This is a genomic window from Microbacterium ureisolvens, from assembly GCF_015278315.1.
GTDB lineage: Bacteria > Actinomycetota > Actinomycetes > Actinomycetales > Microbacteriaceae > Microbacterium > Microbacterium ureisolvens.
The window spans coordinates 1-15,531 of sequence record NZ_JADIJE010000020.1 but is presented as its reverse complement, the minus strand read 5'-3'; the positions used below and the strand labels follow the sequence as shown (position 1 = coordinate 15,531).

13 protein-coding genes are annotated in these 15,531 nt (G+C 70.3%); 5 read left to right on the top strand and 8 right to left on the bottom strand.

What is annotated here, in order from left to right; all coding sequences use genetic code 11:
* The first annotated feature begins 4 nt into the window (after positions 1-4).
* A complete protein-coding gene (locus IM767_RS19755) occupies positions 5-886 on the top strand; it encodes an alpha/beta fold hydrolase (protein ID WP_109212098.1) in 882 nt (293 codons plus the stop codon).
* Between the two features lie 40 nt (positions 887-926).
* On the opposite strand, the gene IM767_RS19750 is transcribed toward IM767_RS19755, so the two are convergent.
* The 4 genes from IM767_RS19750 to IM767_RS19735 are packed head-to-tail and all read right to left on the bottom strand — an operon-like array spanning position 927 to position 6,273.
* Complete coding sequence (locus tag IM767_RS19750) at positions 927-1,844, bottom strand: carbohydrate ABC transporter permease (protein WP_109212099.1); 918 nt, start codon at positions 1,842-1,844, stop codon at positions 927-929.
* Positions 1,844-2,779: a carbohydrate ABC transporter permease gene (locus IM767_RS19745; RefSeq protein ID WP_109212100.1), complete on the bottom strand. Its 936-nt coding sequence runs from the start codon at positions 2,777-2,779 to the stop codon at positions 1,844-1,846. The genes IM767_RS19750 and IM767_RS19745 overlap by 1 nt, the downstream gene beginning before the upstream one ends.
* Position 2,780: 1 nt before the next feature.
* Positions 2,781-4,070, bottom strand: coding sequence for an ABC transporter substrate-binding protein (locus tag IM767_RS19740; RefSeq protein ID WP_109212101.1), 1,290 nt, complete (start codon positions 4,068-4,070; stop codon positions 2,781-2,783).
* 34 nt (positions 4,071-4,104) lie between these two features.
* A complete protein-coding gene (locus IM767_RS19735) occupies positions 4,105-6,273 on the bottom strand; it encodes an alpha-galactosidase (protein ID WP_109212102.1) in 2,169 nt (722 codons plus the stop codon).
* Positions 6,274-6,400: 127 nt separating this feature from the next.
* On the opposite strand from IM767_RS19735, the gene IM767_RS19730 reads away from it, so the two are divergent.
* From IM767_RS19730 to IM767_RS19720, 3 genes are all read left to right on the top strand, one after another.
* Complete coding sequence (locus IM767_RS19730; RefSeq protein WP_109212103.1) at positions 6,401-7,516, top strand: ROK family protein; 1,116 nt, start codon at positions 6,401-6,403, stop codon at positions 7,514-7,516.
* A gap of 204 nt (positions 7,517-7,720) precedes the next feature.
* Positions 7,721-8,920, top strand: a complete 1,200-nt coding sequence (locus IM767_RS19725; RefSeq protein WP_109212110.1) for an LLM class flavin-dependent oxidoreductase — start codon at positions 7,721-7,723, stop codon at positions 8,918-8,920.
* A gap of 1 nt (position 8,921) precedes the next feature.
* Positions 8,922-9,569: an FMN reductase gene (locus IM767_RS19720; RefSeq protein WP_109212104.1), complete on the top strand. Its 648-nt coding sequence runs from the start codon at positions 8,922-8,924 to the stop codon at positions 9,567-9,569.
* Between the two features lie 24 nt (positions 9,570-9,593).
* On the opposite strand, the gene IM767_RS19715 is transcribed toward IM767_RS19720, so the two are convergent.
* Positions 9,594-10,418: a DNA/RNA non-specific endonuclease gene (locus IM767_RS19715; protein WP_239453501.1), complete on the bottom strand. Its 825-nt coding sequence runs from the start codon at positions 10,416-10,418 to the stop codon at positions 9,594-9,596.
* Between the two features lie 98 nt (positions 10,419-10,516).
* A complete protein-coding gene (locus tag IM767_RS19710) occupies positions 10,517-11,125 on the bottom strand; it encodes a DedA family protein (RefSeq protein WP_109212105.1) in 609 nt (202 codons plus the stop codon).
* A 139-nt stretch (positions 11,126-11,264) separates the two neighbouring features.
* On the opposite strand from IM767_RS19710, the gene IM767_RS19705 reads away from it, so the two are divergent.
* The gene (locus IM767_RS19705; protein WP_109212106.1) at positions 11,265-13,250 is read left to right on the top strand and encodes a GDSL-type esterase/lipase family protein; all 1,986 of its coding nucleotides are present in this window, start codon (positions 11,265-11,267) and stop codon (positions 13,248-13,250) included.
* 9 nt (positions 13,251-13,259) lie between these two features.
* On the opposite strand, the gene IM767_RS19700 is transcribed toward IM767_RS19705, so the two are convergent.
* Positions 13,260-13,916: a hypothetical protein gene (locus tag IM767_RS19700; protein ID WP_239453503.1), complete on the bottom strand. Its 657-nt coding sequence runs from the start codon at positions 13,914-13,916 to the stop codon at positions 13,260-13,262.
* Entirely contained in the window at positions 13,913-15,280 is a 1,368-nt protein-coding gene (gene gad, locus IM767_RS19695) for a glutamate decarboxylase (RefSeq protein WP_109212107.1), read from the bottom strand. The genes IM767_RS19700 and gad overlap by 4 nt, the downstream gene beginning before the upstream one ends.
* Positions 15,281-15,531 lie beyond the last annotated feature (251 nt).

Here is a 15,531-nt window from a genome sequence, read left to right as displayed (position 1 = left end):
CGCGATGACGACGATCGATGATGCGCTGCAGCGCGACCTGGCCCTCCCGGACTTCGACTGGCGCGTCTTTCCGCAGGGCACCGAGCGCGATGTGTTCGCGGCGCCCAGCGGTGGCCTGGCCCGCGTCCGTCTGGGGCAGCCGGACGCGCCACGAGTGGTGCTGGTCCCGGGTGTCGCCGGGTCGAAGGAGGACTTCGTCCTGCTGTTCCCGGTGCTCGTCGCGGCCGGGTTCCGCGTCGAATCGTACGATCTCGCCGGCCACTACGAGTCGGCGGCCGCCGGCCCGCAGCACCTCGATCCGCCGCGCGACGCCTACGACTACGCCCTGTTCGTCGACGACCTGGTGGCGATCCTCGACGACGGCGGCCCCGCCCACGTGCTCGGCTACAGCTTCGCGGGACTGGTCACCGAGCTCGCCCTCGTGGCGCGGCCCGATCTGTTCCGCAGCCTGACGCTGATGTCGGCCCCGCCTGCCACCGGCCAGGTGTTCCGCGGTGTCAAGCACATCGGGCCGATCTCCGACATGTCGCCGCATCGGGCGGCCGGGCTGATCCTGTGGGGCATCCGCTACAACCTCAACCGCACGCCGCCCGGCCGCATCGCGTTCGTCCGCGAGCGCCTGGCCGTCACCGGCCGATCCTGCATCGACGACGTGGTCGGCCTCATGATGAGCACGCCCGACTTCGCCGACGATGTCGCGGCCGTCGGCATCCCGAAGCTGATCGCCGTCGGCGACCAGGACCTGTGGCCGCAGGCGCAGCACGAGGCGTACGCCGCCCGCATCGGCGCCCGCGTGGCGACCTATCCCACCGGACACGCGCCGTGCGAGACAGCGCCCCACCAGCTCGCGCGCGACATGCTGCAGCTCTTCGCCGCCGCGCAGTGAGCGAGGACGGATGCCGCGGCCGCGGCATCCGTCCTCGCACTCACTTGATCGAGCCGCGGGTGACGCCCGAGATCACCCAGCGCTGGCTGAAGATGTACACGATCAGCAGCGGCGCCATCGCCATGAGGTACGACGCGAACGCGACGGTGTAGTCGGTGTTGAACTGTCCCTGGAACACGTACTGCGCGAGCGGGAGCGTGCGCGCAGACGGGTCGGTGAGCACGACGAGCGGCATGATGAAGTCGTTCCACGCCCACACGCACGTGAGGATGCCGACCGTCGCGTTCATCGGCATGAGCAGCGGGAAGATCACCTGCCAGAACACCCGCCACGTGCTCGCGCCGTCGACCCTCGCCGCCTCCTCGAGCTCGATGGGGATCGAGCGGATGTACGCGGTGTAGATGAAGATGTTCAGCGACAGCCCGTAGATCGTGTACAGGATGATCATGCCGACCTGGTTGTCGAGCCCCAGGATCGAGGTCTGCTTCACCAGCGGCAGCATGATGATCGGGAACGGGATGAACAGCGCCGCGAGCAGATAGAAGAACACGCCCTTGAAGAACGGCCGGTGGATGTTGCGCGCGATCGCGTAGGCGACGATCGAGCTCGTGAGCAGGGTGAAGACCACCGAGCCCACGGTGATGAACGCCGTGTTCGCCAGCGCCTGCGGGAAGCTCGTGCGCACCCACGCATCGGCGAAGTTCTCCCAGCGGATCGGGTTCGGCAGCTCGAAGCCGGTGCCCTGCGTGAGCTGCTCGGGGGTCTTGAGAGCGACGACGACCGCCAGGTAGAGCGGGATCAGGACGGTGAGCGAGCACACCGCGATGAGCGCGGTGGCCCACCAGTTGGTCTTGCGGGTGTCGTCGTCAGGTTCGCCACGGCGCTTGCGCCGGTTGTTCGCGGTGACGGCGTCGAGCTCCTGCTCGGCTTGCGGAGCGACGTTGGTTGCGGTGGTCATCAGAAATCGGCCTCTCTGCGCTGAAGGACCCGGAACTGGAAGAGCGAGACGACCGTGATGACGATGAAGAAGATCACCGCGTTGGCCGTCTGGTAGGCGAACTCGCCGCCCGAGAAGCCGCCCCGGAAGATGAGAAGCGTCACCGATTCGGTCGCCGTGCCCGGGCCGCCGTTGGTGAGGGCGACGATCGGGTCGAAGACCTGGAGGAATCCCTTGAGGCTCAGCACCACGTTGATCGTGAAGAACGCGCCGATGAGCGGGAAGGTGATCGAGCGGAACTGCCGCCACGGGGTCGCGCCGTCCAGCGACGACGCCTCGTAGAGCTCGGCGGGGATCGTCTGCAGCCCCGACAGGTAGATGATGATCGCGAACGCGCATGCCTGCCACACCGCGAGCGCCACGATCGCCGTCCACGCCCACGTCTCGTTGGTGAGGATGTTCTCGCGGAACACGGGGATACCCGACAGGATCTTCGGCAGCGAGTTCGAGAACATGAACTGGAACACGTAGCCGATCACCAGGATCGCGAGGATGTACGGCACGAAGTACACGCCGCGCCAGAAGTTGCGCGCCCGGATCTTGGCGTTCAGGCCCAGGGCGATGGCCAGCGAAAGCACATTGGTGAGGATCGTCGCGACGATGGCGAACAGGAACGAGAACCCGTAGGCCTGCAGCACACGGTCGTCGCGGAAGAGGTTCACGTAGTTCGACAGTCCGACGAAGTTCCAGGCGCCGTAGCCCGGGTAGTTCGTGAAGCTGAAGAACACGCTCACGATGACGGGAAGGGTGTGGAACGCGGCGAACGCGATCACAGCGGGCCACACCATCCAGTAGTAGGCGGACGGGGCTCTGGTGCTCTCCGATCGCACACGCGTCGCGCGCTTCGGTGCGCTGCTCGTGGCGGTGGACCGCACAGCCTGGGTGACAGTGGTCATGTCACTCTCCTGTCGTGACGGGGATCGTGCGAGCGGCGACCTTCGCCCACTCGCTGTCGAGGGCCTTCAGGGCGGCTTCGGTGTCGCCCTCGAAGAGGAACTGCTGGTCGATCGGGATCAGCGTAACGGCCGCCGGGATCTGGTGATCGATGAAGCCGGTGATGCGCCCGTCGTCGAAGTACGGCTTGACGGACTGCAGGGCCGGGTCGTCGCTGAGCTCGGCGCCTTCGACGGAGGGCACCATGTTCTGCGAGGCAGCGAACTCCTCGATGACCTCGGGCTGGAAGACGTAGTCGAGGAAGCGCTGGGCAGCCTCCTCCTTCGCGCCGTTCTTGCCCATCGTGAAGACGACGTCGACCCCCGAGACGAGCAGGCTCTCGCCGGGCTCGTCGGTCGGATACGGGAAGATGCCCATGCGGATGTCGGGATTGACCTGCTTGATCGGGTTCGTGGCCCAGATGCCCTGCAGCAGCATGGCCGCCTCGCCGCCTGCGAACGCGGCGTTGCCGTCGTCGTACGTCTTGCCGCGATACCCCTCCTGCATGTACGAGAACAGCTCGTACTGCCGGTCCATCGCCTCGGGGAAGTCCTTCTGGAACGACACCTCGGAGTCCGGTCCGACGTTCTCGCCTTCTTCGCGCATCTTGTCGAAGAAGTCGCCCTGCGCGGGGTACGCGCCGAGCGCGTTCCAGGAGGGGATGCCGGTCCACGAGTCCGCCAGCGTCCCGTAGAACGGCTGGATGCCGGCCTCGACCAGCGCATCGCAGACGGCGATGAGCTCATCCCACGTCTCGGGGACCTCGAGCCCCTGCTCCTCGAAGATGTCCTGGTTGTAGATGATGCCGTTGGCGTTGTTGACGTAGCCGAGCCCGTTGACCTCGTCGCCGTAGGTGCCCAGATCCGCGAGGATGTCCTGGACCGCGGGGTTGATCGTCTCGAGGATCGGGTCGCCCGTGAAGTCGTGGAACACGCCGGCCTGCGCGAGCCGGCCGAAGTTCCCGTTCGCGTTGAGGGTGATGACGTCGGGCACGCGATCCTTGACGAGCAGGGTGCGGATGACCGTGTCGGCATCGGCGACCTGGTTCTGCACGACGTCGATGTCGGGGTTCTCGGCCTCGAAGTCGGCGATGATCTCGTTGAAGTCCTCGAGCGCCTCTCCCTTGAACTGGAAGAAGTTCAGCTGGGTGACGCCGTCCGCCGGCTGCTGGGCGCAGCCGCCGGCGGCCGCCGCTGTCGCGGCGATGAACGCGACCGCGACCGGCCTGATCCATCGTCGTTGACTGGTTCTCATCGTGCGCCTCCTTGCGCGTCGGGTGGTGGAGTTGTCAGTTCTCGGCGGTGAGCTCGACGACCATCGCCTGCTGGGGGCGCTGCACAGGTGGGCGCACGCCCGCCTCGGCCAGCTCGCGGCCGGTGAGCAGCGGGGCGTCCGCGGCCCATTCGAGTGCCGACTGGCCCGCCTCGTCGGCGTCGCGCATCAGCACCCGCAGCCGGTAGCTCCGCGCGGCGTCGAGGCCCGGCAGCCGGACACGGCCGGGCGGGTAGGCGGCGCTGGTCGCCGTCTGGACGATCGTGAAGACGGCGGATGCCGCATCCCCCGCCACGATGCCGCGCACGTCGATGCCGGGATCGGTGCCGTCGACGTGGACCACGCGCCCCGAGGCGATCACCGGCCGCAGCCGCTGAGCGAGCGCGACCCACTCGGCGATCTCGGCGCGGCGCTCTTCGTCGACGGCGGTGAGGTCCCATTCGATGCCGAAGTGGCCGAGCAGGGCGACGGCTCCGCTCAGTCCGAGTGAGACCGTGCGCCCCGACGAGTGGACGACGGGGCTCGTCAGGTGCATCCCGAGCATCTCCGGCGGCACGACCAGGCCCGTGTACCGCTGATTGTCGAGCCGCTCCAGCGGGTCGAGGCTGTCGCTCGTCCAGACACGGTCGGTGCGATCGAGGATGCCGAGATCGACACGAGCGCCACCGGAGGCGCAGCTCTCGATCTCGAGACCGGGATGCGACGCCTTGAGCTCGTCGAGCAGGCGGTACACCGCGACGGTGTGCTCGTGGACGCGGGCGGCCCCGGCCGGACCGCTGCCGGCGTCGACGAGATCGCGGTTGTGGTCCCACTTCAGGTACGCGATCGGATACTCGTCGAGCAGCGCGTGCAGGTGCGCGGAGATGTGGGTGTACGCGTCAGGGTGGGAGAGGTCGATCACCTGCTGCTGGCGGGCTGACGGCGGGAGCGACATCCGTCCTCGCAGGATCCAATCGGGATGCCGACGGGCGAGGTCGCTGTCGGGGTTGACCATCTCGGGCTCGACCCACAGCCCGAATTCCATGCCCAGCTCGCGCACGTGGTCGACGAGCGGGTGGAGGCCCTCAGGCCACACGTCGCCGTCGACGGTCCAGTCGCCGAGGCCCGCGGTGTCGTCTCGCCGCCCCGTGAACCACCCGTCATCCAGGACGAAGCGTTCCACGCCCGCCGCGGCCGCGGCATCGGCGAGTGCCGTGAGGCGATCGAGCGAGTGGTCGAAATAGACGGCCTCCCACGTGTTGAGCGTCACGGGCCGCGGCCGCCGAGGGTGCTGCGGCCGCGCGCGCCACTCCTCGTGGAACCGCCATGAGAGCTGACTGAGGCCATCGCCCCACGAGCCGATCACCCACGGAGAGCTGTACGCGGCGCCGGGCCTCAGCACGATCTCGCCGGGCAGCAGCAGCTCGCCACCGGCCAGGAAGGCGTCGCCGGTGACGGTGCGCTCCGCGAGGACGCGGTGGTTGCCGCTCCATGCGACGTGGATGCCGTGCACGCGCCCGGTCTCGAAGCCGAAGCCGCGCCGGCCCGCGGCGAGGAGGATCGTGGCGTCGGCGCCGGTGCGGCCGCGGCGGCTCTCACGCAGGTGCGAGCCGACGGCCAGTTCGCGGCGCTGGGGTGCCCGCTCACGCAGGTGGTGCCCGGTGGTGTCGAGCACCTCGGTCGCATCCCACGGGATCGGAAAGGTCGGCTGCAGCGAGTGCAGCGTGTACGGCGTCTGTCCGGTGTTGCGGACGGTCAGGCGCTGGTGGAGGAGCCCGCCCTTGCCGACCCGCAGCTCCGCCCTCACGGCCAGGCGGGCCTCGGTGTCGGCGAGGGCGATGCTCGCGCGATCGTCGGAGGCCTGCACGTCCGCCAGGGTCAGCCGGATGCTGACGCCGGAGCCCTCGCGGTGGCCCTCGAAGGCGGGGGTGCCGAACCATCCTTCGGCGCCGGTCGGCACGAGCGTCAGTGCGGGAGTCCCGTCCAGGCCGCCCGACACGCGCTGCGCGCGTGCGCCGGCGGCGAGACCTCGGAGCGTCTCCGGCGTCGAGCCGGCCAGTTCCGCGCCCCAGTGCACGATCGCCGGCGCGGGGGACGCAGTGAGGTCGACGACCACGCTCGTCCCGCCCCGAGAGAGGTGGAGCACCCGGGGTTCAGCGGGCAGGGCGCTCTGTTCGGCGTCGAGCAAGCGGTCGATGCTGTGCATGGGATTAGTTCTAGCACGGAATTAATAACGCGACAAGACTGGGGCTGCTGCGACAATCTTCCTCAGGGGAGCGTCGAGTTCATGCCAGAATGAAAACAACGACCTCGAGAAAGGGAGTTCGCCGGCGATGTTGACGGACAGTGAGCGCGCACTCGCGCGCGCGGTGCTCATCCATGGGCCGATCGCTCGCAGCGCTCTCACGAATCGACTCGGACTCTCGCCGGCCAGTCTCACCCGGCTCGCCAAGCCCTTCCTCGACCGCGGCTACCTCATCGAGCTCGACGACCTCGCCGACGGCTCGGTGGGCCGGCCCGTCCGCCCCCTCGACGTCGCACCCGGGCTGGGGCGGTTCGGCGGGGTCAAGGTGACCGGCGATGCCATCGAGGTGGTCGTGACCGACGTCCGCGCGGGTCTGCTGGCCGAGCGCACCGAGCCGCTCGACTCGCACGAGCCGGCCCTCGTCGCCGCCGCCATCGCGCGGACGATCCGGGCACTCAGCGCCGACCCGCTCGACGGGGTGGGAGTGGCACTGGGCGGTGCGGTGCTCGATGGGAAGGTGCGCTACGCGCCGTTCCTGGAGTGGGAAGATGTCGATTTCGCGTCTCTGCTCGAAGCCGAGCTCGGCGTGCCGGTCGCGCTCGAGAACGACCTCGTCGCGCTGTCGGAGGCCGAGCGCTGGTTCGGGCTCGGTCGCGGCATCCCCGGCTTCGTCGTCCTGACGATCGGAGCGGGTGTCGGATACGGGCTCGTCGTCGGCGGCGAGGTGGTGCGGTCGGACGAGGCGGGTCTGGGCCTGGGCGGCCACATCCCGCTCAGCGACAGCGGGCCGCTCTGCCAGGCCGGCCACCGCGGCTGTTCGCAGGCGATGCTCACGTCCGGCTCGATCTCCGCTCAGGTGTCGGCGGCGCTGCAGCGCCCGGTGTCGTACGACGAGGTCCTCGAACTCGCGAGGGCCGGCGAGCCCGCGGCTGTGACAGTGGTGGAGGCCGCCGCAGATGCCCTCGGCCGGTTCATCGCCCTGGCGGCGAATCTCACGTTCCAGACCGCGGCGGTTCTGGCAGGCGAGGGCATCGGGCTGTTCGCGCTCGCCGAGGATCGGGTGCGCGCCGCGATCGCGGCCGGCCGCGATCCGCGATCCGACCCGGTGCGGCTCTACGTCGACGACTCGGGGTTCGTCGCGTGGGCGCGTGGCGCGGCCGCCGTCGCGATCCAGGCCGCCGTCGACCGCCTGCGTCTGGACTGACTCCGACCGCCCACGCGCGCGCGACGCCGCAGAGGGTTGATCATGGATGAAGCGGATGCCGGGGGTCCCGGCATCCGCTCGGAATAATCTTGGTGCGCACGCGTTCTACGAGATACATTCATTTGCATGGATTCGCACGACGGAGAACCCGCACGGCGAAAGAGCGGAGAAGCGATCGTGAGCGAGAGCACCACGTGGTCGGGAATGCAGTTCGGCATCTTCACGGTGAGCGACATCACCCAGGACCCGACCGACGGCACCACGCCGAGTGAGGCGGAGAGGATTCAGGCGACCCTCAAGATCGCCAAGCACGCCGAGGAGGTGGGCCTTGACGTCTTCGCGCTCGGCGAGCACCACAACCCGCCGTTCTGGTCGTCGTCGCCCACGACCACCCTCGCGTACATCGCGGCGCAGACCGAGCGGCTCGTCCTCTCGACCGCGACGACGCTGATCACCACGAACGACCCGGTGAAGATCGCCGAGGACTACGCGATGCTGCAGCACGTGTCGGGCGGCCGTGCCGACCTGATGATCGGCCGCGGCAACACCGGTCCGGTCTACCCGTGGTTCGGCAAGGACATCCGCCAGGGGCTTCCGCTGGCCATCGAGAACTACAACCTGCTGCACCGCCTGTGGCGTGAGGACGTCGTCGACTGGGAGGGTCAGTTCCGCACCCCGCTGCAGGGCTTCACCTCGACCCCGCGCCCGCTGGACGGCGTCGCTCCCTTCGTGTGGCACGGCTCGATCCGCACGCCCGAGATCGCCGAGCAGGCCGCGTACTACGGCGACGGCTTCTTCGCGAACAACATCTTCTGGCCCAAGGAGCACTACCAGCGCCTGATCGCTCTGTACCGCCAGCGCTTCGCGCACTACGGCCACGGCACGCCCGAGCAGGCGATCGTCGGCCTCGGCGGCCAGGTGTTCATGGCGGCGAAGTCGCAGGACGCGGTCACGCAGTTCCGCCCGTACTTCGACAACGCGCCCGTCTACGGGCACGGCCCCTCGCTCGAGGACTTCAGCGAGATGACCCCGCTCACCGTCGGCTCGCCGCAGCAGGTGATCGACCGCTACGCCGCGATGCGCGACACCTACGGCGACTACCAGCGTCAGCTGTTCCTCATGGACCACGCCGGCCTGCCGCTGAAGACGGTGCTCGAGCAGCTCGACATCCTGGGCGGCGAAGTGGTGCCGGTGCTGCGCAAGGAGCTGCAGAAGAACCGCCCGGCGGAGGTCCCGGACGCGCCGACGCACGCCAACCTGGTGAAGGCCGCCTACGGCGACGGGGCCCCGCGTCAGGCGGTGCCCGGCGCGAACCGCGGCGACAACCTCGTCGGTGCCAGCCCCTACCAGGACACCCCGGCGCCCGCGGGTGCCGCGTTCGGCCTCGGCCGGAAGGAGGCGTGAGATGACCACGGCACGTCGGATCGCGGTGATCTCGGCCGGGCTCTCGAACCCGTCGTCCACCCGCATGCTCGCCGACCGGCTCGCCGCCGCGACGGCGAAGCAGCTCTCGGACCGGGGCATCGAGGTCGAGGTGGACGTGTTCGAGCTGCGCGACTACGCGCACGACATCACGAACAACCTCCTCACCGGCTTCGCGCCGCCTGCGCTCGAGTCGGCGATCAATGCGGTCGTCTCGGCCGACGCCGTCATCGCCGTGACGCCGATCTTCTCCACGAGCTACTCGGGGCTCTTCAAGTCGTTCATCGACGTGCTGGACCCCGACGCCCTCACCGGCAAGCCCGTGCTGATCGGTGCGAACGCCGGCACCGCCCGTCACTCGCTGGCGATCGACTACGCCATCCGGCCGCTGTTCACGTACCTGCACGCGGAGCCGGTCTCGACCGGGGTGTTCGCAGCGTCGAGCGACTGGGGCGCATCGGCCGACAACGTCGCGCCGCTGGGAGAGCGCATCGACCGCGGCGCGCGTGAGCTCGCCGAGGCGATCGCCCGCCGTGAGGCCGCGAACGCCTCCGACCCGTTCGATCCCGCCAACTACCTCGGCGAGGGCCGCTCGTTCGGCCACCTGCTCGGCGGGCTCGCGGGGGAGTAGGTCCTGCTCCTCGGTTGAGAGTGGTCAGCCGAGGAACACATCCTCCGGTGCGCGGAGGGGGCGCCATGCGTCCTCTTCGCGCACCGTCGTGCCGTCGGCCGGCGCGTCTTCCGGCAGCACGTCGGCGGCCACGAGCGGCCCGAGGTCGATCCGCGCGATCTCCTCGATGTCGGCGATCGGCACCTGGAACGTGCGGAAGGCGCCGAGCTGTGGCACCACGAGCACACCCTGGCTCAGATCGATGAGCTGCGACTGGTCGAGCACGAAGCCCGCGGCGGCGAGCACACCGTCGGCGGTCGCCCACGCGCCCACCTTGACGAAGCGGCGCGGCACGCGGATGCCGCGGTACGGCGGATCGTCGTCGGCGAGCACGGGGGCCGTGAACACGCTGACGCGTTCATCCGTGGCGTCGGCGAACGCGAGGACGTGGTCTTCGAGGCCGAGCCACAGCTCCTTCGACTGGTTGAACCCGCTTGCCTGAGGCGCGGCGTTCGGGTAGACGAACGTGGCTTCGGTGGCCCGCCGCGCCTGCGCCGGCGTGCCCCAGCCGGGGTCGCGCCGCCGCACGAGATGGCCGCGGTCGAGATCATTCGAGGCGTAGACCGCGGGTCCGGCCTGTTCGGCGGCCGGCACGCGCGGGTCCAGCTCCCAGTCGCCTGTCCGCGGCAGGTCGAGCAGCGACGAGCCGTCGATGTTGACGCCCGTCATGACGGCGAGCCGGCGCTCCGGCTCCAACAGCACCGTGAACCGCGGATAGGTGAGCTCGCGCACGGCACGCCCGTCCACGGGGCGGGGGAGGGGAACCGGGATGCCGAGGAAGCCGTCGTCGTACGCATCGGGATCTGCCACCGCTCCATCATCGCGGGAGCCCGCGACAGTTGTCGCACGCGCGTCGGGTGCGTCCGCCCCGACCCGTCGTCCCGCCGCGGCCTGGCGCAGCGTCCGGCTCACTCGTCATTCACGGACCTCCTCGCTCCGAGACGCCGCGCGAGGACGGCGTCGACCGTCAGGCCCAGCCCGACGGCGAACGTCACCGACACCACGACGGCGACCACCGGCCCGCCGGGCACGAACGTCGCGACCACGGCCCCGATGAGCGCCTGGTACAGCGCCCAGGCCAGGGCGGCCAGACCCGCGACCGCGAGGTACCGCGGGGCTGCCAGCCTCGTCGCGCCGGCCGTCAGGTTCACGGCGAGCCGCGCGAACGGGATGAACCGTGCCGTGAAGAGCACGAGAGCAGCACGCCGCTCCAGCCGCGCGCGCGCCCAGCCGAAGGCGGCGCGCGCGCGGGAGGTCCGCATCCAGCGCCACCTCTCCAGGCCGATGGTGCGGCCGACGAGGTAGCACGCCGCGTCTCCGCACAGCGCCGCCGCGGCGGCGACGAGGACGATCGCGGCCAGCGGGGGCTCGCCCTGGGACACCGCCAGGGCGCCGAGCGCCGTCACCGCGGCTTCGCCCGGGATCACGACCAGGAACGCGTCGCCGAGCACCAGCGCGAACAGCAGGGGGAGCGCCCACGGACTGCGCGCCACTTCGGTCAGCAGGTCCTCGACCATGTGCCTTTGATAGCCGTCCGCGGTGAACGGCGACCGAACGGCGCACGTCCGGTGACCCGCCGTGGTGCATCCGGTGAACACTTGCGGGCGGGCGCCGATTCGAGGCATCCGTCCGCCGCCTCGCCGTCACCCTGGAGGCGTGAGAGTCGCACTGCTCGCCGAATCGTTCCTGCCCCACATGAACGGGGTGACGGGGTCGGTGCTCCACGTCCTGCGGCACCTCGCCGTGGAAGGACACGAGACCCTCGTCATCGCACCGCGCGCCGGTGAGATCACCACCGACCTCCACGGTGCCCGCACCGAGCTGCTGCGCTCGGCGCCCCTGCCGTCGTATCCCGAGGTGCGCGTGGTCTTCGCGCGCGCCGCGCGACTGACGGCGATCCTCCGCGAGTTCCGCCCCGACGTCGTGCACCTCGCGTCGCCGTTCGTGCTCGGGTGGCAGGGGCTCGCCGCCGCCGATGCGTTGCGCGTGCCGACCGTCGCCGTCTACCAGACCGACGTCGTGGCCTACGCCGAGAAGTACGGGATGCCGCGGGCCGGCGCGCTCGTCGGTCGCCACATCGGGCGACTGCACCGGCGGGCCACACTCACCCTGGCGCCGTCGACCGCGTCGCTGCGGCAGCTCGAGGAGCTCGGGGTCGACCGCCTGCGCCGCTGGGGTCGCGGGGTCGACATCCAGCGGTTCGGCCCGGAGCGGCGCGACGACGGCTGGCGTGCGCGCGTGGCACCCGGTCAGACGATCGTCGGGTACGTGGGCCGCCTGGCCCCCGAGAAGCAGGTCGAGGATCTCGCCGCGCTGTCCGGCCTCGACGGCGCGCGCCTGGTCATCGTGGGCGACGGTCCGGCACGGCCCGCGCTCGAACGCGCGCTGCCCGACGCCGTCTTCACGGGCCATCTCACCGGGCCGACGCTCGCCGAAGCCCTCGCCGGGTTCGACGTGTTCGTCCACCCGGGAGAGAGCGAGACCTTCGGGCAGACGATCCAGGAGGCGCTCGCCAGCGGCGTGCCCGTGGTCGCCACCGGCGTCGGCGGGCCCGTCGACCTGGTGCGGTCCTCGGTCGACGGCTGGCTCTACCGCCCCGGTGACCTCGCCGACCTGCGCGCGCGGGTCGCCGACCTCGTCGGCGACGACGGCAAGCGGCGCGCGTTCGCGGCAGCCGCACGCGAATCCGTGCGCGAGCGCACCTGGGACGCCGTGTGCAGCCGCTTGGTCGAGCACTACGACGAGGCACGGATGCTGCGCCCCATCGACGACGCGCGGCGCCAGCGCGGCGCGACCCGGCCGGCGGTGCCGACCCCCGCCCCGCGGCGGTCGTGGTCGCGGTTCGTCGCGCTCGGCGACTCGATCACCGAAGGGCTGTGCGACGCGTCCCGGATGCCTGCGGGCCAGTACCGCGGATGGGCGGACCGGCTCGCGCAGCTGCTGGCGCACGCGCAGGGGAGCGATCAGCCGTTCCGCTACGCCAACCTCGCCGTGCGCAGTCGCCGGGTCCACCACGTCCTCGCCGAGCAGCTGCCGCACGCGCTCGCGCTGCGGCCGGATCTCGTATCGGTCCTCATCGGGGCCAACGACCTCGTCGCGCGGCACGTCGACCCCGTCGCCGTCGCCGCCCGGCTGGAGGAGGCGGTCCGGCGGCTGCGCGCGGCCGGGATCGACGTTCTCATCGTGACCCCCTTCCTGCCGCGGCGCCGTGCGGCGCTGCTGTTCGCGCAGCGGTTCGCCGTGTTCTCCTCCGAGCTGCGCCGCATCGCCGCGCAGACCGGGGCGGTGCTGCTCGACACCGACGCGTTCCTCGACGACCGCGGGCTCCCCGCCATCGGCGACCTCGAGCTGTGGGCCGACGACAAGGTGCACCTGCGTCCGCGCGGCCACCGCTACCTCGCGTACCGGGCCGCCGAAGTGCTCGGCGTGCCCGATGCCGAGGCGCTCGGCGACCTCGACGCGGCCCTCCACGCCGACGACGACCCGGTGGCCCCCGGCTCCTGGCTGAGGCGCGACGCCCTGCCGTGGGTCTGGCGTCGCCTCCGCGGGCGCACGGCCGGCGACGGCCTCGTCGCGAAGCACGCCGACTACGTGCTCATCGGTGGGCGCGGCGACGTGCGTTCTCGGGCGAACGCCGGCTGAGGCATCCGCTCAGTCTTCCGTTCCGATGGTGCGGCGGGCCAGCAGCGCCGCCGCGAAGAAGCAGAGCGCGCCGATGCCCGTGCCGAGGTTCGCCCAGAACGCGCTGACGAGCTCGCCCGTGGCCGGCACGACGAAAGCGGCGACGGCCGAGACACCGAACGCGATGGATCCCAGCAGGTTGAGGCCAGTGCCGTGCCACGTGCGGGCGTCGCGGTCCCACAGCTTCCCCCGGTCCTTCGTCGCCATCACCGCCAGCACGCTGGAGATGAGGAACGCCGTCGAGCCCCACGCGTCGGGTCGCCAGCCGGCGCCGACGTAGCTCGGGTCGGCGATGGCGGCGATGAGGGCGGCGGCGGTCGACACGTTGAACAGGAGCGTTCCGGCGAACTGGATCGCGGCCGCCCACCAGTCGGCGCGGTCGGCGCGGTTCATGCGCGTGTCGGGCGTGCGGCGCCCGCTCAGCAGCAGCTGGATGAGCCCCGCCGTCGTGAAGAAGATGGACCCGGCGAAGAACGTGGCGTTCGCGCCGACCGGACCTGCCCACGCGGCATAGGCCGGCACGACGCCGATGAAGAACAGCGCCGAGCCGACCGCGAATCCCCAGGACTCCCGCCGGAGACGCCGGATCCGCCGCGAGGCCTGGTCCGCGGGTGGCCGTGTACTCAATGGTGGAACGCGGGACCGACGCCCGGGTGGGGCATGGGGCTGTCGAGCGAGTCGAGGAACTCGGTCTCGCTGCGGATGTCCTTCATAAGGTCCTCCGCGAGGTCGCGGCTCAGCCCGTTCCGGCAGACGATGCGCATCACCGTCTGATCCGCCAGATCGCCGGAGAGGGGATACGCCGGGACGAGCCATCCCTTGATGCGCAGCCGCTCGGACAGGTGGTACAGCGTCCATTTGTCGGTGTGGCCGGGAGTGAGCCGCCAGGCGAATACGGGGATGTCGGTGCCGTCGCTGAGCAGCTCGAAGGCGTCGAGCTCTCCCACTGCCGACGACAGGTAAGTCGCCACGTCCTGCGAGGCCTGCTGAATCGCCGTGTATCCGGCGCGGCCCAGGCGCAGGAACCGGTAGTACTGCAGGAGCACCTGCGTGCCGGGGCGGGAGAAGTTGAGCGCGAAAGTGGGCATCGATCCACCCAGGTAGCTCACCTTGAAGACGAGGTCCTCCGGCAGCGCGGCGGTGTTGCGCCACACGACCCATCCCACACCGGGGTACACGAGACCGTACTTGTGGCCTGACGTGTTGATGGACTGCACCCGCTCCACCCGGAAGTCCCACTCGAGGTCGGGCTGCAGGAACGGCGCGACCATGGCGCCGGAGGCGCCGTCCACGTGGATCGGGATGTCGAGCCCGGTCTTCGCCTGGATCTCGTCGAGTTTCGCGGCGATCGCCTTCACCGGCTCGTACGCTCCGGTGTAGGTGACGCCCACGATCGCCACCACGCCGATCGTGTTCTCGTCGACGAGCTCCTCCAGGCCCGTGCCGTCCATGAGCGGATGCTCCTGCGTCACGGGGACCAGTCGCATCTCGACGTCGAGGTAGTTGCAGAACTTCTCCCAGCACACCTGGACGGCAGAGCTCATGATCAGGTTCGGCTTATCGGTGGACTTCTCCGCCGCGCGGCGGGCGTGCTGCCAGCGGCGCTTGAGCGCCAGCCCGCCGAGCATGCACGCCTCCGACGAGCCGATCGTCGACGTGCCGATCACGTCGTCGTCGTCCGGCGCATTCCACAGGTTCCCGAGGATGCGCCAGCAGCACTCCTCGATGGCGGCCGTGGCCGGGTACTCGTCCTTGTCGATCATGTTCTTGTCGGCGGATTCGACGGCGAGGCGGCCCGCGTAGTCGTCCATCCACGTGCCGACGAACGTCGCGAGATTGAGCCGCGCGTTGCCGTCGAGCATCGTCTGGTCCCGGATCACGCGGTACGCCGTCTCGGGCAGCATCTCCGCGTCGGGGATGACGTTGTATCTTGCGGTCGTCGCCTCGCCGGCTCGGGCGAAGAGGGGCTGGAGCGCTTCATCCTGGTACATGCATCCTCCGTTGAGTCGCGGACCGCCGGCGAAGGTGCGCGTGGATGCGCAGACGATCCGGATTCCCCGCCGGACACCCGGTGATCGGTCCCCTACGCCGCGACCCTATTGCCCCCGCTGCGCATTCGAAGGGTGAGTCCCATAGCGTGGTGTCACTTCCCGCGGGGTCCTCGGCGTCGTAGACGTTGATGGGCCATCGTGGGAACCCAGCTGTTTCCGCCAAGAAGCAAGAAGAGTGATCCCACGATGAC